The organism is Streptomyces sp. NPDC093260 (genome assembly GCF_040683715.1).
In the GTDB taxonomy this organism is placed as follows: Bacteria; Actinomycetota; Actinomycetes; order Streptomycetales; family Streptomycetaceae; genus Streptomyces; species Streptomyces sennicomposti.
Map to the genome: position 1 here is coordinate 1 of NZ_JBFBEK010000045.1, position 19,576 is coordinate 19,576.

Annotated in this window: 18 protein-coding genes, 1 tRNA gene and 1 pseudogene; 6 read left to right on the forward strand and 14 right to left on the reverse strand. The window is 73.8% G+C overall.

Features of this window, described 5'->3' with window-relative positions; all coding sequences use genetic code 11:
- Positions 1 to 201: 201 nt before the first annotated feature.
- The 3 genes from AB0N63_RS34230 to AB0N63_RS34240 all read right to left on the reverse strand — a co-directional run bounded on the left by AB0N63_RS34230 (position 202) and on the right by AB0N63_RS34240 (position 2,656).
- Positions 202 to 663 carry a DUF3592 domain-containing protein gene (locus AB0N63_RS34230; protein WP_365535506.1) on the reverse strand — a complete coding sequence of 154 codons (462 nt, stop codon included), beginning with the start codon at positions 661 to 663 and terminating at the stop codon, positions 202 to 204.
- A gap of 158 nt (positions 664 to 821) precedes the next feature.
- Positions 822 to 1,427 carry a lytic polysaccharide monooxygenase auxiliary activity family 9 protein gene (locus AB0N63_RS34235; protein ID WP_365535508.1) on the reverse strand — a complete coding sequence of 202 codons (606 nt, stop codon included), beginning with the start codon at positions 1,425 to 1,427 and terminating at the stop codon, positions 822 to 824.
- A gap of 137 nt (positions 1,428 to 1,564) precedes the next feature.
- Positions 1,565 to 2,656, reverse strand: coding sequence for an SPFH domain-containing protein (locus tag AB0N63_RS34240; protein WP_365535563.1), 1,092 nt, complete (start codon positions 2,654 to 2,656; stop codon positions 1,565 to 1,567).
- Between the two features lie 199 nt (positions 2,657 to 2,855).
- Here AB0N63_RS34240 and AB0N63_RS34245 point away from each other — a divergent pair.
- From AB0N63_RS34245 to AB0N63_RS34255, 3 genes are all read left to right on the forward strand, one after another.
- A tRNA-Lys gene (locus AB0N63_RS34245) sits at positions 2,856 to 2,929 on the forward strand.
- A gap of 520 nt (positions 2,930 to 3,449) precedes the next feature.
- A complete protein-coding gene (locus AB0N63_RS34250; protein ID WP_365535509.1) occupies positions 3,450 to 5,303 on the forward strand; it encodes a glycosyltransferase family 2 protein in 1,854 nt (617 codons plus the stop codon).
- Positions 5,300 to 7,240, forward strand: coding sequence for a kelch motif-containing protein (locus AB0N63_RS34255; RefSeq protein WP_365535511.1), 1,941 nt, complete (start codon positions 5,300 to 5,302; stop codon positions 7,238 to 7,240). Before AB0N63_RS34250 ends, AB0N63_RS34255 begins: the two co-directional genes overlap by 4 nt.
- A gap of 55 nt (positions 7,241 to 7,295) precedes the next feature.
- Here AB0N63_RS34255 and AB0N63_RS34260 read toward each other — a convergent pair whose 3' ends face one another.
- The 9 genes and pseudogenes from AB0N63_RS34260 to AB0N63_RS34300 all read right to left on the reverse strand — a co-directional run bounded on the left by AB0N63_RS34260 (position 7,296) and on the right by AB0N63_RS34300 (position 14,706).
- Positions 7,296 to 8,327: a glycoside hydrolase family 6 protein gene (locus tag AB0N63_RS34260; protein ID WP_365535566.1), complete on the reverse strand. Its 1,032-nt coding sequence runs from the start codon at positions 8,325 to 8,327 to the stop codon at positions 7,296 to 7,298.
- Positions 8,328 to 8,397: 70 nt separating this feature from the next.
- Positions 8,398 to 8,691: a hypothetical protein gene (locus tag AB0N63_RS34265; protein WP_365535513.1), complete on the reverse strand. Its 294-nt coding sequence runs from the start codon at positions 8,689 to 8,691 to the stop codon at positions 8,398 to 8,400.
- Positions 8,692 to 8,704: 13 nt separating this feature from the next.
- Positions 8,705 to 9,187 (reverse strand): hypothetical protein, encoded by a 483-nt coding sequence (locus tag AB0N63_RS34270; RefSeq protein ID WP_365535515.1) that lies wholly within the window; start codon positions 9,185 to 9,187, stop codon positions 8,705 to 8,707.
- 94 nt (positions 9,188 to 9,281) lie between these two features.
- Entirely contained in the window at positions 9,282 to 10,061 is a 780-nt protein-coding gene (locus tag AB0N63_RS34275; protein WP_365535517.1) for an HAD-IIA family hydrolase, read from the reverse strand.
- A gap of 179 nt (positions 10,062 to 10,240) precedes the next feature.
- Positions 10,241 to 10,429: pseudogene (locus AB0N63_RS34280) on the reverse strand (ATP-binding cassette domain-containing protein); the annotation flags it as partial.
- Position 10,430: 1 nt separating this feature from the next.
- Entirely contained in the window at positions 10,431 to 11,240 is an 810-nt protein-coding gene (locus AB0N63_RS34285) for a phosphonatase-like hydrolase (protein WP_365535568.1), read from the reverse strand.
- Positions 11,241 to 11,254: 14 nt separating this feature from the next.
- Positions 11,255 to 12,379, reverse strand: coding sequence for a TIGR03364 family FAD-dependent oxidoreductase (locus tag AB0N63_RS34290; protein ID WP_365535519.1), 1,125 nt, complete (start codon positions 12,377 to 12,379; stop codon positions 11,255 to 11,257).
- A 161-nt stretch (positions 12,380 to 12,540) separates the two neighbouring features.
- Positions 12,541 to 13,296, reverse strand: a complete 756-nt coding sequence (locus AB0N63_RS34295) for a GntR family transcriptional regulator (RefSeq protein ID WP_365535521.1) — start codon at positions 13,294 to 13,296, stop codon at positions 12,541 to 12,543.
- A gap of 273 nt (positions 13,297 to 13,569) precedes the next feature.
- The gene (locus AB0N63_RS34300; protein WP_365535570.1) at positions 13,570 to 14,706 is read right to left on the reverse strand and encodes an ROK family transcriptional regulator; all 1,137 of its coding nucleotides are present in this window, start codon (positions 14,704 to 14,706) and stop codon (positions 13,570 to 13,572) included.
- A 258-nt stretch (positions 14,707 to 14,964) separates the two neighbouring features.
- Between AB0N63_RS34300 and AB0N63_RS34305 the strand changes: the two genes are divergently transcribed.
- The 3 genes from AB0N63_RS34305 to AB0N63_RS34315 all read left to right on the forward strand — a co-directional run bounded on the left by AB0N63_RS34305 (position 14,965) and on the right by AB0N63_RS34315 (position 17,538).
- Positions 14,965 to 16,053, forward strand: coding sequence for a Gfo/Idh/MocA family oxidoreductase (locus AB0N63_RS34305; protein WP_365535573.1), 1,089 nt, complete (start codon positions 14,965 to 14,967; stop codon positions 16,051 to 16,053).
- Positions 16,050 to 16,550: a heme-degrading domain-containing protein gene (locus AB0N63_RS34310; protein ID WP_365535523.1), complete on the forward strand. Its 501-nt coding sequence runs from the start codon at positions 16,050 to 16,052 to the stop codon at positions 16,548 to 16,550. Before AB0N63_RS34305 ends, AB0N63_RS34310 begins: the two co-directional genes overlap by 4 nt.
- A gap of 109 nt (positions 16,551 to 16,659) precedes the next feature.
- Complete coding sequence (locus AB0N63_RS34315) at positions 16,660 to 17,538, forward strand: LLM class F420-dependent oxidoreductase (RefSeq protein WP_365535526.1); 879 nt, start codon at positions 16,660 to 16,662, stop codon at positions 17,536 to 17,538.
- Between the two features lie 249 nt (positions 17,539 to 17,787).
- Here the strand turns inward: AB0N63_RS34315 and AB0N63_RS34320 are convergent, their stop codons facing one another.
- Entirely contained in the window at positions 17,788 to 18,645 is an 858-nt protein-coding gene (locus AB0N63_RS34320) for a fumarylacetoacetate hydrolase family protein (RefSeq protein WP_365535528.1), read from the reverse strand.
- A 167-nt stretch (positions 18,646 to 18,812) separates the two neighbouring features.
- Entirely contained in the window at positions 18,813 to 19,541 is a 729-nt protein-coding gene (locus AB0N63_RS34325; RefSeq protein ID WP_365535530.1) for a YidC/Oxa1 family membrane protein insertase, read from the reverse strand.
- Positions 19,542 to 19,576: the final 35 nt, after the last annotated feature.

Genomic DNA, 19,576 nt, shown 5'->3' on the forward strand with positions numbered 1-19,576 from the left:
TTTTATAATTTTTTTTTTTATGCGGGGGGGGGGGTTTTGGTGCCGGGGGGGGGATGTTTTGGGGGGGGGTGTTTGGGGGCGCCCCCCCCCCCAACACAACCCGCCATCGTCGTTTTCCGCGCGGCTTCGCCGCGCGCAGTGGGGGCTCCGCCACCCACACCCCCGTGCTGGGGGCGGCCGGCCCCCCTTCGGAGGCGCCGTTCACGGCATGGGGTCCCCCTCCGAGAAGAGGGTGTGGACGACGGCGACGAAGACCAGACAGGCCACGATGAACACGCCGAGGAAGGCGAACACGCAGCCCTGTTCCACGGCGAGTCGCCCGCGGCGCGCCGGGGCGTGCGCCGTGGCATGCTCGGGGCGCTCGGCCCGGTAGTGCACGGTGACGATGTCGCCCTCGACGGTCGTCCCCGGTCCGTCCGTCTCCTCGAACCGCACCTCGCGGCCCTCGCGGGTGCGGAACGCGTAGACGTGGTGCAGCGTCGTTCTGGCGGAGGTGTTCCCGCCGCCGCTGTTCGTCGTGTACGTGCGCAGGCAGCGCGCCTCGGCCGTCAGCCCGCCGTCCCAGGCGTCGCGCACCCGGCGCGCCCGCCGGGTGGCCGTGACCAGGGCGAGGACCGCGAAGGCGATCATGAGCGACGGCACGGCGTAGAACAGCGCTTCCATGGTTCCCCCGGAACTCCCCCGCCCGGCCCCGGTCGGCCGGCGTGGCAGGAAACTACCCACGCCGGCCGCCCCGGCGGCTCAAGTAACGCTCAGAGTTCGCCGGGGTCCACGGCCGCGCCGGGGTCCGGAGGGCCGCCGGGCCGCCGGGGTCCGCCGGGTCAGAACGTGACGTCCGAGCAGGCGTAGAACGCGTTGCCCGTGTCGGCGATCGTCCACACGCCGAGGATCACGTGGTGGCCGCTCAGCCCGGTCGGCAGGGTGCCGCTGTGGCTGAGGGTGGCCGGCGGCTGCTTGCCGCCGTAGGGGACGGTCAGGAACGGGGTGGTGTTCAGGTCGGCCCGGGTCAGGGCGTGGTTCTGGTTCCAGCCCTGCTTGGTGACGTAGTACTTGAAGTCGGTCGTGGCGTGGCGGGCCGTGAACTGCCACCGGAAGGTGTAGCTCTGGCCGCCGCTGACCTTCGTGGTGGGCCAGGCGCCGCCCGAGGGGGTGGTCGGGTTGTTCAGGGCCCCGAACTCGCCGTGGTTGCCCGAGCAGATCTGCCCGTCGGCCGGCCCGGACGCCGGGAAGCCCTTGGGGCCCTCGACGCTCTGCGGCTCCCACTGGATGGAGCCGCAGCCCTGCACGGTGCCGTTGGCGCAGAGCAGTTGCCGGCTGATGGGGAGATCGGTGTACCCGTGGCTGCTGGCGCCGCCGGTGGAGAGGACGAACGCTCCGGCGGTGGTGAGGCCCAGCACGGCCGCGTACAACTTGGCCTTGGTCCGCATGTGGTCGCTCCTGGTGAACGTGTGGGGAGGTTCGGTGAGCTGGACTGTGCCGCGTGCGGGGGTGCGTGCGGTGCCCGCACGCGTTGGTCTAGACCAAGTGCCAGATTATGGGGACTACTTGAACATGTCCATACCAATCACGGGATGGTTTCCCGGCGTCCGGCACAGAACGCCACCGTCAGGTCCCGCACCAGCACCTTGCGCTCGCCGTCGTCCAGATCGACCAGCCCGCGCGTGGCCAGCCGGGTCACCGTGTCCTCGACCGAGTCCACCACCGAGGTGAGCGCACCGGCCCGGTCCCGTGCGTCCAGCGCGGCCACGCTGCGCCGGTGCATGGCCTCGGCGACCTCGGGGGCGTACGCGACGCGGGCCGGCCGCACCGAGTAGACCTCCAGGCCGACCGCCCCCGTCTCCCGCGCCACCAGACGGGTCAGCGCCTCCCCGGCCGCCTCCGCCGCCCCGCGCGAACCGCCCGGCGCCGCGACCCGTACCCGGGCGAGGGCGGCCTCCACGCACTCGCGCAGATACACCTCGTGGTCGTCGATCCCGAGCGCGGCCCGCGCCGTGTCCCGCACCCGCCACACCACCAGGACCGCCACGGTGAGCGGGATGCCGTTCGCGTCGGCGGCCGGCATCGGCTCGCTGCGCCAGTGCCGCAGCCGTACGTCGACCCGGCGGCGCGGCACCAGCGGATTGACCCACAGCAACCCGGTGCGCCGGACGGTCCCCCGGTAGCGGCCGAACAGACCGAGCACCCAGGCCCGCCCGGTCCGGCCCCGGGTCAGGCCGCCGAAGCCGGCCAGCCCGAGCGCGCCCGCGCCGGCGTACGCCGCCCACTGGGGCAGGCCGAGCCCGGCGCCCGTGCCCTGCGTGAGCGGCAGCACGCCCGCCCACCAGGAGGTGGCCGCGCAGCCCGCCGCCCCGCAGACCCCGGCGAGCACCCCCACCGCCCCCGGCAGCACCCGCGCCGGCCGCTCCTCCAGCGCCGGGTCCGGCTCCGGCGCGGCGTCGGCGGGCGCGGGCGGGCGGCGGCGGAAGCGCGACTGTTCGCCGGTGCCCCGCCTGCTGCCCACCACGGCGGGACCGAGCGCGACCGGGGCGGTACGGGGCTGCCGGCGGCCGGGGTCGGGGTCGTCGCGGAACAGGAGGTGGACGGGGATCTCGGTGGTCACCTCGTTCTGGATGAGCCGCGAGACGGTACGACTCGCCAGGTCGGCCGGGGAATCCATGCGATCCACGTCACACTCCATGCGGACTTGTCCGGATCTGTGCACGTTGATCAGTGTCACAACACAGCTGAAAATAAGCCTGTCTGACGACCAGAAGGATGCATCCGGGTCGCCCGGAGGTGGACGGACGTCCCGGGCGTCCGTCCACCGGTGGTCAGAACCACCATCTGCGGTCCTGTAAAGTTGTCCACGTCAGCAGGCGCCGCTAGCTCAGTTGGTTAGAGCAGCTGACTCTTAATCAGCGGGTCCGGGGTTCGAGTCCCTGGCGGCGCACGATGACGAAGGCGGGTCATGTTCGCGGAAAAAGCGGACATGACCCGCCTTCGCCGTGTCCGCGCGGCCGCTCCGCGCGCAGTGGGGGCTCCGCCGCCCACACCCCCGAACAGCAAGACCCCTCGCGAAAGCGGGGGGTCTTTCGCGTCGCCCGGAGGCAGGGCGGAGGCCGCGTGGAGGCACTCCGGAGACAGCGCATGCGAAGTCTCACGCGCCCCTCCCGTCACTCACGCACCCCGCCCGCACCCCCGCGCGCACCGACATCTTGCGTACATATGCGCGGTTGACTCCACATTTCGTGTCTTGCGGTCACGATCGTCACCGTAGAACCTTGGTTGCCAAGTTGCGTCCCGCTCGCGACAGTTGGGGGGATCAGGGGGTTCTAACGGCTGTTTGGGCGTGGTGCCCGATGTGTGCGGAGAAGGGGCTCCCCCGCGTCGCCGGCCGCCGAGGAGGGCAGCCATGCAACCGGCAGTACACCGATCAGCACACGCGCGACCCGCGTGTGGGGGGATGGCTCATGACGCCGACGGGCGCCCGGCACCGGCACGACCCGACCGAGACGGTCCGGCTGCGCGGCAACGCGCCCGGATACGACTACGAGCACCACAGCCGGCTGGCCGGACCGCTCACCCGGCCCGATCCCGACCGGCCCTACCGGGTGCGCTACCGCTCCCTGCTCGCGCAGGAACCGCACCGGCTGCGGGTCGCGCTGATGCTGGCCGCAGCACCGCTGCTCTCGCTGGTCCTGCTGGCCTGGCTGCTGCGCCCCGGCCACTGGACCGAGCGCGACCACCCGGCGTACGGCTTCCTGCCGGCCCTCGACGTGGTGATGCTGGTCTCCATCGGGCTGATCGAGCTGTTCCGCTGCCTGAACGTGCTGTCCAACGCGCACGCCACGCTCGTCGCCCGCGACCCGGTCCCGGTGGTGCCCGAGACCGGCACCCGGGTCGCCTTCCTCACCACCTTCGTGCCCGGCAAGGAACCGCTGGAGATGGTCACCCGGACGCTGGAGGCGGCCGTGCGGCTGCGCCACCGGGGTGTCATGCACGTCTGGCTGCTGGACGAGGGCGACGACGACGAGGTGAAGGCCGTCTGCGCGCGCCTGGGCGTGCACCACTTCACCCGCAAGGGCGTCGAGCGCTGGAACCGGCCGAGGGGACCGTTCCGGGCGAGGACCAAGCACGGCAACTACAACGCCTGGCTCCAGGCGCACGGCGACGCCTACGACTTCTTCGCCTCCGTGGACACCGACCATGTGCCACTGCCCAACTACCTGGAGCGGATGCTCGGTTACTTCCGCGACCCGGACGTCGGCTTCGTCATCGGCCCGCAGGTCTACGGCAACTACGACACCTTCGTCACCAAGGCCGCCGAGTCGCAGCAGTTCCTCTTCCACGCCCTGATCCAGCGCGCCGGCAACCGCTACGGCGCCCCGATGTTCGTCGGCACCTCCAACGCGGTGCGGATCGGCGCCGTCAGGCAGATCGGCGGCCTGTACGACTCGATCACCGAGGACATGGCCACCGGCTTCGAGATGCACCGCGCCAAGAACCCGGCCACGGGCCGCAGGTGGAAGTCGGTCTACACCCCGGACGTGCTCGCCGTCGGCGAGGGCCCGACGGCCTGGACGGACTTCTTCACCCAGCAGCTGCGCTGGTCGCGCGGGACGTACGAGACGATCCTCAAGCAGTACTGGAAGGGCTTCGGCTCACTGCCGCCGGGCCGGCTCTTCCACTACACCATGATGATCGTCTTCTATCCGATGTCGGCCCTCAACTGGATGCTGGCCGCGCTGAGCTGCGCGCTCTTCCTGGGCCTCGGCGCCTCCGGCGTGAACATCGACCCGACGGTGTGGCTGATGCTGTACGGCAACGCCTCGGCGCTCCAGATCGGCCTGTACGTCTGGAACCGCCGGCACAACGTCTCCCCGCACGAACCCGAGGGCTCCGGCGGGGTGGCCGGCATGGTGATGTCGGCGGTGTCGGCGCCGATCTACGCCCGTTCGCTCACCGACGCCGTGCTGCGCCGCCGCAGCCGGTTCGTGGTGACCCCGAAGGGCGAGTCGGCGAGCCCCGACACCCTGTTCGGCACCTTTCGCGTGCACTGGTTCTTCATCGCCGTCTTCGGCGGTTCGATCGCCGCCGGCGCCGCCCTCGGGCATCCGCACCCGGCGATGCTGACCTGGGCCTCGCTCGCGCTGATCGTCACCGCCTCGCCGATCCTCGTCTGGCGGTGGACCCTGCACCGCGACCGGCGCGCGTCCCCCACCCCCGCGCCGCCGCCGCAGGGGCCCACCGGACCCGAGGACGCCGTACCGCCGGCGTACGCCCATGCCGCGGGGCCGGGCGCGGCGGGAGGTCGTGAGGGATGAGGCGGCAGCAGGCCGGGCTGCGCCGGGCCCGGCGGGTCGGGATCGGCGCGGTGGTGGTGCTCGCGCTGGCCGGGATGAACGCACCGTGGATGTACCGGTTCGGCGCCGAGCGCTACCACCAGTACAAGATCAACGAGCCGGGGTACAAGGCCGCCAACGGCCACTGGGACATCGTGGAGTTCCCCGAGGGGTACCGGCAGGACACGATCCACGCCGTGCTGCTGCACACCGGCAAGGTGCTGCTGGTGGCAGGCTCGGGCAACAACCAGGCGAACTTCGACGCGAAGAGGTTCGACTCGCGGATCTGGGACCCGGTCAGGGGCACGGTCAAGAAGGTGCCCACGCCGAACGACCTGTTCTGCACCGGGCACACCCAGCTCGCCGACGGCTCCGTCCTGATCGCGGGCGGCACCAGGCGGTACGAGAAGCTGAAGGGCGACGTCACCAAGGCCGGCGGCCTGATGATCGTCCACAACGAGAACCCCGACAAGCCGATCACCCTGCCCGCCGGCACCTCCTTCACCGGCCGGGCGAACGGCAGGACGTTCGTCTCCAGCAACCCGGTGCTGGTGCCGCGCGCCAGGAAGAACTTCGACAAGAGGACCGGGAAGTTCCTCGGCAACACCCCGGGCCTCGGCCGGATCTACGTCGAGGCGCTGAAGAGCGGCACGACGTACGAGACCGGCACCCAGGACAACTACCGGATCAAGGGCCTGAAGGGCGCCGACGCCCGCAACACCTACGGCATCGCGCAGAAGCTCGCCCTGGACAAGAAGGACTTCCAGGGGATCCGGGACGCCTACGAGTTCGACCCGGTCGCGGAGAAGTACATCAGGGTCGATCCGATGAACGAGGCCCGCTGGTACCCGACGCTCACCACGCTCAGCGACGGGAAGATCCTCAGCGTCTCGGGCCTGGACGACATCGGGCAACTGGTGCCGGGCAAGAACGAGATCTTCGACCCGGGCACGAGGACGTGGTCGTACACCCCGAGGACCCGCCAGTTCCCGACCTACCCGGCGCTGTTCCTGACAGCGAACGGCAAGATCTTCTACTCCGGTTCGAACGCCGGCTACGGACCCGCCGACGTGGGGCGCGACCCGGGCGTCTGGGACGTGGCCGGCAACAGGTTCACCAAGGTGCCGGGGCTGAGCGACCCGGACATGACGGAGACCTCGGCGACGGTGCTGCTGCCGCCCGCGCAGGACGAGAAGTACCTGGTCGTCGGGGGCGGCGGGGTCGGCGAGTCCAAGCTGTCCACCCCGAGGACCCGGATCGTGGACCTCAGGGCGAGCAACCCGCGCTTCACCGACGGCCCCTCGCTCGACAAGGGCACCCGCTACCCGCAGACCTCGATCCTCCCCGACGACTCGGTCCTCGTCTCCGGCGGCTCGCAGGACTACCGGGGGCGCGGTGACTCGAACATCCTCCAGGCCCGGCTGTACGACCCGCGCACCAACGCCTTCAGGCGGGTCGCCGATCCGCTGGTGGGCCGCAACTACCACGCGGGCTCGGTCCTGCTGCCCGACGGCCGGGTGATGTTCTTCGGCTCCGACTCGCTCTACGGCGACAAGGCGAACACCAAGCCGGGCACCTTCGAGCAGCGCATCGAGATCTACACGCCGCCGTATCTGTTCCGGGGCACGCGGCCCACGCTGTCGGGCGGCCCGCAGACCGTCGCGCGCGGCGCCTCCGCCACGTTCACCTCGCAGCACGCGGCGGCCGTCCGCAAGGCCCGGCTGATCCGGCCGAGCGCCTCCACCCATGTCACGGACGTCGACCAGCGCTCCGTCGCCCTGGACTTCAGGGCGTTGGGCGACCGGATCACGGTGACGGTGCCGAAGAGCCGGAACCTGGTGCCGTCGGGCTGGTACATGCTGTTCGTGGACGACGACCAGGGGACGCCGAGCAAGGCGCGGTGGGTGAGGGTGCCGTAGGACGGGCGACTCGAGCGCTCCGAGAGGGGGCGCCCCCAGGCGTCGGCTGCTTCCGCTACCTGCTCGCCGCCGCGAGCTCCAGCGCGTACTCCTCCCACCACTCCCCCGCCTTCGGACCGCCCTTGCAGGTGCCGTCGGACTCGCCGGGGCGCTTGACCCAGAGGTAGGCGTCGGCGAGGAGGTCGGCGGTGCGGGTCGTGGGCGGCTCGCCGAGGGCGCGGCCGGGCGGGTTGCACCAGCGCTCGCCCGGATCACCCGCCGTGTAGGGGCCGTTGCCGTTGCGGCTGGTGTCGATGACGAAGTGCTTGCCGCCGACCTTCGCGGACAGCTGCCTGCCGTAGGCGAGGGAGTCCTCGGTGGAGTAGAAGTTGGAGACGTTGACGGCGAAGCCGTCGGCCCGCTCCACGCCGGCGCGGCGCAGCGGCTCGAAGATCTGGTCGGGGTGGCCCCAGCCCGCGTTCCCGGCGTCCAGGTAGACCCTGGTGTTCTTCAGGGACGTGAGCCGGGTCACCGCTCCTTGGAGGAGGTCGTAGCGTTCCTCGCGGAACTCCTCGGGGGTGCAGCCGTCCACCAGGTGCAGCACGGCGTCCGGCTCCAGGACGACGGTGGCGGCGCGGTCGCCGATGCCCCGGGCCACGCCGTCGATCCAGGCGCGGTAGGCGTGGCCGTCGGCCGCGCCGCCCTGCGAGTACTGGCCGCAGTCGCGGTGCGGGATGTCGTACAGGACGAGCAGCGCGGTACGGCCGGCCTTCGCGGCGGCCTCGGTGAAACCGCGCGCCTCCTGCTCGGGGTTCTCCGGGCCGATCCACTCGCCGGTCGGCTGCTCGGCGATCCGCCGGATGCGCGCGGCGTCGGCCGTCCGGCCGGCCCGGGTGTACGCGGCGACCTGCCGGGCCGCCCGGCTGTCCGGGTCGACCCAGTACGGGTCGCCGTCCTTCGGCTGCTGGGTGACGGCCGCGTGCGCGCCGCCGTGTCCGTCGTCGTCTCCCCCGTCGAGGGAGCAGCCGGCGAGCAGCAGGGCCGCCCCCAGCAGCGCCGCGGGCACCCGCGTCCGGGCTCCCGGGACGTACGGGCGGCCTCCCTTCATGCCGTCCATGCGGCTCCCCCCTGGTGCGCTGGTCGTGCGCCACGCGTCCATGCTGCCAGGCGGGGACGGCTCAGGGGCCGGTTCCGGGGAGGTGCACGGAGGCGGGTGACGCAGGGGCGCGGACGGTGCGCGCGGGACTCACGGGCCTCGTGGGGAGTGGCGTGCCGGGGGCCGCCGGGCCGGTCCGGTCGGGGCGGCCGGCGGCGGCCATGTCGCCGGTCGCGGGACCGGGCCGCCACTGCGGCAGGTCGGCCCGCTGGCCGCCCCCGCCGCTCCACAGCCACGCTCCGAGCAGCAGCACCAGCCAGGCCGCCCCGGTCAGGAGGCGGCCGGCGCCGTGCCGGTGGCCTTGGGTGTCGGGCATGGTGATCGCTCCCTCAGTCCGTTCCCCGGTGCGTACGGCGGGCGCGGTCCCGGCCGAGGGCCCGGGGCAGGAGGACGACCGCGACCGCGGCGGCGGCCGCGAGGACGAGTCCGGTCACCGCGTGCGCCGTGCCGGGGGTCTTCGGCACGGCCTGCGCGGAAGCGGAGGCGGACGCCGAGGCCGGCGGCGTCGGCGTGGCGGGCGCCGGTACGACGCCGGAGTCGCCGGCGGCGGAGCCGTCGGCGCTCGGGTCGCCTGTGCTCGGGTCGTCGGCGCCCGGGCTCCGGCCGACGGCGTCACCGGTGCCGGAGCCGGTCCGGGAGCGGCCGCCGACGGACTTGTCATCGGTGGGCGCCGACGTGGTCGTCGCGACGCGGCTGTGGCCGGTGTCCTCCAGCCGGTCCGCCGGGCCCGCGGCGCCGTTGGTGTCGAGCGCCGGGGCGAACGCGCCGGCCACCAGCAGCCCCGCGCAGACGGTCAGGCGCAGTGAACCCATCGTGAGACCTCCGCTGACAGGAGACCTCCCGGCCACCGCGCCCGCATCCCGGCACGGCCCCTGCTGCTCCGTACGGGTGACGAAGAGGGGCCGGTCAGACGCGGTCGACCAGGTCGGCGATGGAGTCGACGACCTCGGACGGCCGGAACGGGTAGCGGTCCACGTCCTTGGGCTGGGTGACGCCGGTCAGGACGAGGAACGTCCGCATCCCGGCCTCCAGACCGGCCAGCACGTCGGTGTCCATCCGGTCGCCGATCATCGCGGAGGTCTCCGAGTGCGCGCCGATCGCGTTCAGCCCGGCGCGCATCATCAGCGGGTTGGGCTTGCCGACGAAGTACGGCTTACGCCCGGTCGCCGCGGTGATCAGGGCGGCGACGGAACCGGTGGCGGGCAGGTCGCCCTCGACGGAGGGGCCGACGTTGTCGGGGTTGGTGGCGATGAACCGGGCCCCGTCGTTGATCAGCCGCACCGCCTTGGTCAGCGCCTCGAAGGAGTACGTGCGGGTCTCGCCGAGGATCACGAAGTCGGGCTCGTGGTCGGTGAGGATGTAGCCGATCTCGTGCAGCGCGGTGGTCAGGCCGGCCTCGCCGATGACGTAGGCGCTGCCGCCGGGCCGCTGGTCGTCCAGGAACTGGGCGGTGGCGAGCGCGGAGGTCCAGATGTTGTCCACCGGCACGTCCAGGCCCATGCGCAGCAGCCGGGCGTGCAGGTCGCGCTGGGTGTAGATGGAGTTGTTGGTGAGGACCAGGAAGGGCCGGCCGGAGTCCCGCAGCTTCTTGAGGAAGGCGTCGGCGCCGGGGATCGGAACACCCTCGTGGATCAGGACACCGTCCATGTCGGTCAGCCACGACTCGATGGGCTTGCGGTCTGCCATGTCTGTGCGTCTCCTGGCGTGCGTTGCGGTCGTACGGGCGGGGGCGCCGGAACCACGGCGTACCGACGCCCCCCAGCCTAGTCAGCACCGGCCGCGAGCGACCCCGGCCGGATCAGGGCTGTGTGATCTTCACACCGTCGATCGCCCGGTACCAGTCGTCGCCAGGTCCGACACGTCCCGCCCCCGAGCGGCACCCGCGCCGACGCGGGCCGTACGAACCCGGCGACCGCCCGCGGCGCGGTGGTCCTGCCGGCCCCGGACGGCCCGAGGAGCCCCATCACCTCGCCGGGCGCGACGGTGAGGCCGAGCGCGTCGAGGACGACGTCGCCGTCACAGGCGACCGTGACGGAGTCGAAACGGGTGCTCATCTCATCGTTCTCCTCGGAGAAGGGCGGGAAGCGCGGCCACGGAGGGCAGCACATGCGTGGCGCCGGCGGCGCGCAGCTCGGGTTCGGTGTGCGCCCCGGTCAGCACCCCGGCGACCAGGCCGGCGCCGGCGCGTACGCCGCTGAGCGCGTCGTGGCTCGTGTCGCCGACGACGGCGACCTGGTGGACGGCGTCGGCGGCCCGGGTGCGCAGCAGGGCGGTGAGCACCATGTCGGGGTACGGCCGGCCGCGGCCGCCCGCGTCGGCCGGGCACAGGGTGAGCGGCACCAGGTCGCGCCAGCCGAGCGCGTCGAGGACGGCGTCCTGGGTGACGCGGGCGAAGCCGGTGGTCAGGACCACCGTGCGGCCGTCGGCCCGGATCTCCTCGATCGCCTCGCGGGCGCCGGGGATCGCGGCGACGAGCCCGCCGTCCACCAGTTCGCCGTAGGCCCGCTCGAAGGCGGTGTTGGCCTTCTGCGCGAGGTCCTCGTCGCGGAACAGGTGGCGGAAGACGGAGATCTTCGACTCGCCCATGGTGGCGCGGACGTGGGCGAGCTTGTCGGCGTGGTCGGCCGAGCCGGGCTCGACGCCCAGTTCGGCGGCGGCAGCGGCGAAGGCCCGCTCCACCAGGCCGCCGTCGGCGACGGTGGTGCCGGCCATGTCGAGGACGACGAGGCGCAGCTCCCGCGCGTCACGGGTCCCGGAGGCGGCGGGGGTCTCGAAGGTGGCGGGGGTCTCGGAGACGGCGGGGATCCCGGAGACGGCGGGGGTCTCGGGGGTGCCGGGGGTCTCGGGGGTGTGCGTATCGGTCATGTTCATGGTTCCTCTCACCAGCCCAGTTCGTCGGCGGTCCGCTCGGCGACCGCCGGGGAGCAGGTCATGCCGCGCCCGCCGGGCCCGGTGACCAGCCACACCCCCTCGCGCACCTGCTGCCGGTGCACCACGCGGGACGGGTCGGTGCACTGCGCGTACACCCCCGCCCAGCGGCGGCGGATCTTCGGCAGCGGGCGGCCGAGCAGGGACTCCACGACCCCGGTGAGGTGGTCGTAGGGGTCCTCGACGGTGTCGAAGGCGAACGGGTGCTCGTACTCGTGTGTGTCGCCGATGGTCAGCCCGCCGTCGGCGCGCTGCACCATGAGCAGTTGCATCCGGTGCGCGGCGGCGGTCTCGGGCTGCGGCTGCGCCGCGTTGAGCGCGTCCAGCGCGCCGGAGGCGTACGCCGGGTAGTAGCGGAAGCTGTCGGCGTCCGCTACCGAGGTGGTCAGCGGCTCGCCCAGCGGGTCGGTCTGCATCATCTGGAGCCGCACCCGCCGCACCGGCAGGTCGGGGCCGGCCAGCTCGCGCACCAGCCCGCCGAGCCAGGCGCCCGTGCACAGCACCACCGCGTCGGCGTGGTGCACGTCGCCGTGGTCGTCGCGGACCGTGCCCGCGCCGACGACCTCGCGCACCTCACGGCCGGGCAGGAAGGTGTAGTTCGGGTGCCTGAGCAGTTCGGCGCGCAGGGCGAGCTGCGCGGTGCGCGGCTCGACGGCGGCGTCCCGCTCGCAGTGCAGGGCCGCGTCGAACTCCCCGCGCAGGGCGGGGTTGAGGGCGCGGGCCTCGGCCGGGGTCAGCAGCTTGTGGCCGCGGGCGGCGGCGTCCGGGCGGGCGACAGCGGCCTCGGCGACGGCCCGTTCCAGCTCGCCGCGCACGGGGGTGAGGGAGCCGTTGGCGCGGAAGCCCAGCGCGGGTACCCGGGCGCCGATCTCCTCCCACAGCTCGCGGGCCCGCAGCGCGGTCTCCAGTTCCTCGCCGGACGCCCGGCCGCTCACCCAGATCTGGCCGAAATTGCGCAGCGAAGCGCCGCGCGCCTCGGCCTCGCGTTCGATCTGTACGACCTCATGGCCGCGTTCCACCGCCTGCCAGGCGTGCATGGTGCCCACCACGCCGGCTCCGACGACTGTCACTTTCACGACGGCGACGCTCCTTGTGTACGGAACCGGCAGAGTCCGGCTGACAACGAGAGCCTGAACGAACCATCTGCATTGGGCTAGACCCGTTACCTTTTCGTGACTGTCATTCCGGTCGGAAGTGGCTTTTCCCTCAGGGAGCGGAGGGGGAGCGAAGGTCGGTTTCAGCCACGCAGATGGGTGGTGAAGGAGAAGCGGTCGCCCCGGTACAGGCTGCGCACCCGCTCCAGCGGCCGGCCCCCGGTGTCCCGCGAGAAGCGGTGGATCAGCAGCATGGGCAGCGCGGGCGGGGTGCCGATGAGCAGCGCCTCGCGCGGGGTGGCGAGCACGGTCTCGATGCGCTCGTCGGCGTCGCCGAAGGCGAGACCCAGGCCGCGCAGATAGGCGTAGAAGGAGGAGTCGGGGTCGAAGTCGGCGTCCAGGCGGGGCACCCGGGCCACGGCCACGTAGGTGCTCTCCAGGCCGACCCGCTCGTCGTCCGCGAGCAGCACCCGCTCCAGGTGCCAGACGGGCTCGCCCCGGCTGAGCCCGGTCTCGTCGGCGAGTGCGTCCGGGCACGGGAAGCGGTCCAGCGAGACGAGGGCACGGCCGGGGGTGCGGCCCTGCCGCCGCACGCCCTCGGTGTAGCTGGCCAGCGACAGCGGCTGCTCCAGTTTGGGCCCGGCGACGACCGTGCCCCGGCCCCGGCGGCGGAGCTTGCCCTCCAGCACCAGCTCGCGCAGCGCCTGCCGCACGGTCTCGCGGGCGACGCCGTACTCCTCGGACAGGTCGCGTTCGGTGGGGATGGGGCTGCCCTCCCCCAGCTCGCCGACGAGGCGGCCGATCCTCGCCTTCACCGCGTAGTACTTGGGAATCCGGCCGTGCTCCGGGATGCCGGAGCGGACCGGGGCGCCGGGGGCCTGGTCGTTCGGGTAGTCCACCCGGGGATCGTCGCAGACCGGGGGCGGGGGGCTCCACTCGCGGGCGCGGGGGCGCGGGGTTCGGCCAGGGGGCGGACGGCTCGGGGGCGCGGAGGGGCGGTCACGGGGGCGGCCCGCCGTGTGCGGCCGGCTCGGGGGCGCGGAGGGGGCGGTCACGCGTGCGGCCGGCTCCGGGGACGCTGGGCGTGCGGTCACGGGCGCGCATCGCAGGCCGGTCACGCCGGGCGCCGACGCGCCTCGCGTGACTCCCCGCCCCTCAGCCCTCCCCGCCCCTCACCCCTCCCCCCGCCCGAACACCGGCGCCAGCAGCAGTTGCGCAGCCCCCTCCGCGACGGTCCGGGCGCCGCCCGGCACGGCCAGGACCGGCACCGCCTCGCCCGGCACGCCCTGGCGCGCCGCCCGCGCGGCCACCCGCTCCCCCACCCCGGCGGCGAACACCCCGGGCGCCGCCGCGACCGTACGGCCGCCGAGCAGCACCCGGTCGATGTCGAGCAGCCCGACGAGGTTGGCGGCCCCCACGCCCAGCACCCGCGCGGCCTCCTCGACGTCCCCGCGCTCCACGGCCGCCAGGCACAGTGCCTCCAGGCACCCCCGGTCACCGCATCCGCACGGCGGTCCGTCGAGCTGGATCACCTGGTGGCCGAACTCCCCGGCCCCGGTCCGTGCCCCCCGGTGCACGGCGCCGCCGATCACCAGCCCGGCGCCCAGTCCCGTACCGAGATGGACGTAGGCGAAGGAGCCGCCGCCGTCCTCGGCGGCGGTGAGCGCGAGGCCCAGGGCGGCCGCGTTGGTGTCCTTGTCGACCACGACGGGCACGCCGAGCCGCCGGAGGAGCGCGTCCCGCAGCGGGAAGCCGTCCCACAGCGGGAACCCGGTGACCCGGTGCAGCACTCCGCGCCGGTGGTCGAGCGGACCGGGCAGCGCGACCCCGACGCCCACCAGGGTCGCGGCGGACGCCGCCCGCGCGGAGGTTGCCCCGAGCACCTGGCCCACCAGCGCCTCGGCCTGCACGGCCACCGCCTCGACGACGGTCTGGGCGCCCTCCGCCGCGTCCAGGTCCAGGGGCCGCAGCCGCTCCCCGACGACCGTGCCGTTCAGGTCGACCAGGACGGCCCGCGCCTCGTCGCGGTCGACGTGCACGCCCACCGAGTGCCCGGCCTCCGGGACCAGCCGCAGCACCGTGCGCGGTTTGCCCCCGGTGGAGGCGCGGCGGCCCGCCTCCGCGGCGAGCCCGCGCTCGCGCAGCCGGGCGGTGATCTTGCTGACGGCCTGCGGGGTGAGCCCGGTCCGCTCGGCCAGTTCCAGCCGGCTGATCCCGTCGGCCCCCGCCCGGCGCAGCAGATCGAGCACCAGCGCGGCGTTGTGGCTGCGCAGCCCGAGCAGGTTGACGCCAAAGGGGCCGCCGGGCAGCCGTGAGGCGCCACCCGGCGCCCCGGAGACACCCCCGGCCGCCTCGCTTCCCGCCCGCGCCGCCGCCTCCGTCTCCGCCCCGCCGCCGGACCCGCTTCCCGTCGTCACCGCGCCCACCCCGCCTTCCGCACCGCTCCGCCACTCCTCACCGCGCCACCGGCGCGTTCAAGCACCCGCGCCGCGGCCCACTCGTCTCATTCTCCTCCGCGCTTGCACTTTGGCAACAGCGTTGCGAAAGTGGGAGGCATGACTGGCTCCATGACCGGCACCGCGCCCGGTGCCCCCCTCCGCGTCGGCCTGATCGGCTACGGCCTCGCCGGCTCCGTCTTCCACGCCCCGCTGATCGCCGCGACCGAGGGCCTGGTCCTCGACACGGTCGTCACCTCGAACGAGGAGCGGCAGGCCGAGGCCCGGGCGGAGTTCCCGGACGTCCGCACGGTCGCCGGCGCCGACGAGCTGCTCGCCCGCGCCGACGACCTCGACCTCGTCGTCATCGCCTCCCCGAACAAGACGCACGTCCCGCTCGCCACCGCGGCGCTGACGGCGGGCCTGCCGGTGGTCGTGGACAAGCCGCTGGCCGGCACGGCGGCCGAGGCGCGCGCCCTGGCGGACCTCGCCGAGGAGCGCGGGCTGCTGCTGTCCGTCTTCCAGAACCGCCGCTGGGACAACGACTTCCTGACCCTGCGCGAGCTGATCGCGAAGGGCGAGCTCGGCGAGGTGTGGCGGTTCGAGTCCCGGTTCGAGCGGTGGCGGCCGCGGCCGAAGGGCGGCTGGCGGGAGTCGGGTGACCCGGCGGAGATCGGCGGTCTGCTCTACGACCTCGGCAGCCATGTCGTCGACCAGGCCCTGGTCCTGTTCGGCCCGGTCACCCAGGTGTACGCCGAGGCGGTGGTGCGCCGCGCGGGCGCGGAGGCCGACGACGACACGTTCCTCGCGCTGACCCACGCGAACGGTGTCCGCTCCCACCTGTACGTCTCCGCGACGACCGCCCAACTCGGCCCGCGCTTCCGCGTCCTGGGCTCCGAGGCGGGCTACGTCAAGTACGGCCTCGACCCGCAGGAGGCCGCCCTGCGCGAGGGACGCCGCCCCGGCACCGAGGGCGACGCCTGGGGCCGCGAGGAGGAGGCGCTGTGGGGGCGCGTGGGCGCGGGAGAGTCGCCGGTGACCGGCGGCGGCAGCCCCGTACCGACCCTGCCCGGCGACTACCCGGCGTACTACGCCGCGGTGGCCGCCGCCCTGCGCGAGGGCGCGCCGAACCCGGTGACCGCCCGCGAGGCGGCCGCCGCGCTGGACGTCCTGGAGGCGGCCCGCCGCTCGGCCCGCGACGGTGTGACGGTGACGCTGTGACGGCCCCCCGGACCGACGCCGTGACGGACACCCGGCCCGCTCCCACGATCGAGGAGCTGGAGGAGCAGCAGCGCCGCCTGGTCCTGCCCCGCTTCACCCACGACGACGCGTGGGCGCTCGGCTCGCTGCTGGTGGAGCTGGCACGGCAGCGGCGGGCGCCCGTCGCCGTCGACATCCACCGCGCCGGCCAGCAGCTCTTCCACGCCGCCCTGCCCGGCTCCACCCCGGACAACGACGCCTGGATCGCCCGCAAACGCCGGGTGGTGGAGCGCTACGGCGCCGCCTCCTACCTGGTCGGAGCCCGCTTCCGCGCCAAGGGCACGACGTTCGAGGACTCCTCCCGCCTGGACCCCGACGTCTACGCGGCGCACGGCGGCTCCTTCCCGATCGCCGTCGAGGGGGCCGGCGTGATCGGCGCCGTGACGGTGTCGGGGCTGCCCCAGGTGGAGGACCACCGGCTGGTGGTGGAGGCGCTGGAGCGGTTCCTGGCGCAGTAGCCCGGCGCGGCGGCCGGAAATACCGTCGCGGCACCTCCGGTTGGGGTTGGCTGTAGGCGCGGCGATCACGCGCGCGACCACGGCAACCCCGCCCGGAGGAATGGAACCGATGAGCGACACGGCAGCCCCGCTGAAGGAGACGATCGGCCGGTACGGCGTCTGGAGCATCGGCCTGCGGGCGGAGGAACCCGAGCTGCGCGGCGAGATCGCCGAGGCCGCCGCCGAGCTGGAGGAGCTGGGCTACGGCGCGGCCTGGCTCGGCGGCAGCAGCGCACCCCGGCACGCGCTCCCGCTGCTGGAGGCGACGTCCACGCTGGTCGTCGGCACCAGCATCCAGAGCATCTGGCAGTACGACGCCGAGGAGAGCGCCGCCGCCTTCGGCGAGGTGGAGACGGCCCACCCGGGCCGGTTCGTGCTCGGGCTCGGGGTGAGCCACGCCAAGCTGGCCGAGCAGTACCGCCGCCCGTACTCGGCGCTGGTCGCCTACCTCGACGCGCTGGACGCCGCGAAGGTGCCGGCCGGGCGGCGGGTGCTGGCCGCGCTCGGCCCGAAGACGCTGGAGCTGGCCAGGGACCGGGCGGCGGGCGCGATCCCGTACCTGGTCACGCCCGAGCACACGGCCCGCGCCCGCGAGACCCTCGGGGAAGCGCCGCTGCTGGCACCGGAGTTCAAGGTCGTCCTGGACGAGAACCCGGACACCGCCCGTACGACCGCCCGCGGCTACCTGGCGATGTACCTCGCGCTGCCGAACTACACCAACAACTTCCTGCGCCTGGGCTTCACCGAGGACGACGTACGGGACGGCGGCAGCGACCGCCTGGTGGACGCGGTGTTCGCCTGGGGCGACGAGGCCCGCATCCGCGCGCGCATCGAGGAGTTCTTCGCGGCGGGCGCGGACCACGTGGCCCTCCAGGTGGTCACGGGCAGCGACAACCGCGACGCGCTCCCGAGGGCGGAGTGGCGCACGCTCGCCTCGCTCCTCGGCTGAGCGCGCGCGGGGGCGGCCCCCGGAAACCCGGCGGCCCGGAGAAGGGGCGCGGGGAACGGCGAGACCGGCCACGGCGGCGAGGCACCCGCCGAACTCCCCCGCACCCCCCGGTAGGCGAGGGGCGCGGACCGGTAGGCGAGGGGCGCGGACCGGTAGGCGAGGGGCGCGGGGAACGACGCGACCGGCCACGACGCACCGCACCCGAAACCGCGCCGTACACCTCCCCGCGCCCCGCCCCCAGCGGAGCGCCTACGCCTCCTTCAGCTCCTGCCGCTGCCGCCCCAGCCCCTCGATCTCCAGCTCCACCACATCCCCCGACCGCAGATACGGCTTCGGCTCGGGCTGACCCATGGCGACCCCGGCCGGCGTCCCGGTGTTGACGACGTCACCCGGGTACAGGGTCATGAACCGGCTGACGTACCGGACGACTTCGGCGACGGGGAAGATCTGCTCGGCGGTGGACCCGTCCTGCCGCAGCCGACCGTTGACCCACAGCTTCAGCGACAGGTTCTGCGGGTCGGGCACCTCGTCGGCCGTGACGAGCCACGGCCCGAGCGGGTTGAACGTCTCGCAGTTCTTGCCCTTGTCCCAGGTGCCGCCCCGCTCGATCTGGAACTCCCGCTCGGACACGTCGTGCGCGATGGTGTACCCGGCGATGTGCGCGAGGGCGTCCTCGTCGGTCTCCAGACAGCGGGCGGTGCGCCCGATGACGACCGCCAGCTCCACCTCCCAGTCCGTCTTCACGGACCCGCGCGGTACGAGCACCGTGTCGTCCGGTCCGACCACGGTGTCCGCCGCCTTGAGGAAGACCACCGGCTCGGCGGGCGGCTCGGCCCCCGTCTCGCGGGCGTGGTCGTGGTAGTTCAGCCCGATGCACACGACCTTGCCGATCCGCCCGACCGGCGGCCCGATCCGCAGCCCGTCCGCGTCCAGCGCGGGCAGTTCCCCGGCGTCGGCGGCGGCCCGGACCCGGCCGAGCGCGGCGGCGTCCGCGAGCAGCGCGCCGTCGATGTCGGCGACGACGCCCGACAGGTCGCGCAGCGTCCCGTCGCCGTCCAGCAGCGCGGGCCGCTCCGCCCCGGCCGTACCGACTCGCAGCAGCTTCATGGTCCCCAACTCCCTTGTCAGCGGGCAGCCCACCGGCCGGCGCGGCCTGGGTGCGGCGGCCGCGGCGGGCGGAGGACTTGTCCGATCGTCCAATCCCGCGTTCCACTCCGCAAGACCCGGTTCACGTACTGGACCGTAGGCGCGGCCGGCGGGTGCCCGCCGCGCGCTCAGCGCGTGAGCAGCGCCCGTTCGACGGCCGTCCACGCGGTGCTGGTCACCACGTACAGCGCGGCGGCCAGCGGGACGACGGCCACGGTGACGAGGGTGCCGAAGGACAGGAACGGCGCCACCTTGCCGACGGCGGCGAGCCCGGGCACCGGCTCACCGCCGCCGGGGGCGGCACCGCCGGCGTCACCGCCCGCGGCGGCCCGCCGGGCCCGCAGGAAGCTGAAGGTGGCGACGGCGGCCACGACCGCGAACAGCCCGACGTACACGGTCCCGGCCGCCCCGAACACCCCGCCGTCGGCGAGCGCGTCGAACCAGCGCCCGCCGAGCGGCGCGGCGAACAGCCGGTGCGAGAGCAGCCCGTGACCGTCGCCGCCGATCGCCGTGCTGGAGAACAGGTGGTAGAGCAGGAAGAACGCGGGCAGCTGGAGCAGGTTCGGCAGGCATCCCGACAGCGGGGACACCTTCTCCTCGGCGTGCAGTTCGACCAGCGCCTTCTGGAGCCGGTCGGGGTTCTTGGCGTGCTTCTCGCGCAGCTCGGCGATTCGGGGGCGGAGCGCCGCCTGCGCCTTCTGGCCGCGGACGGCGGCCCGGGAGAGCGGATGGACGAGGAGCCGTACGCACGCGGTGAACAGCACGATGGCCGCGGCGGCCGAGGACGCGTGGAACACGGGCTGGAGCAGTTCGGCGAGCTGCTCGACGAGCCGGGCGAAGAAGGGGAAGACGGACATGGCTGAGCCCTCCGGGGGTCTCGTCGTGCCGGACA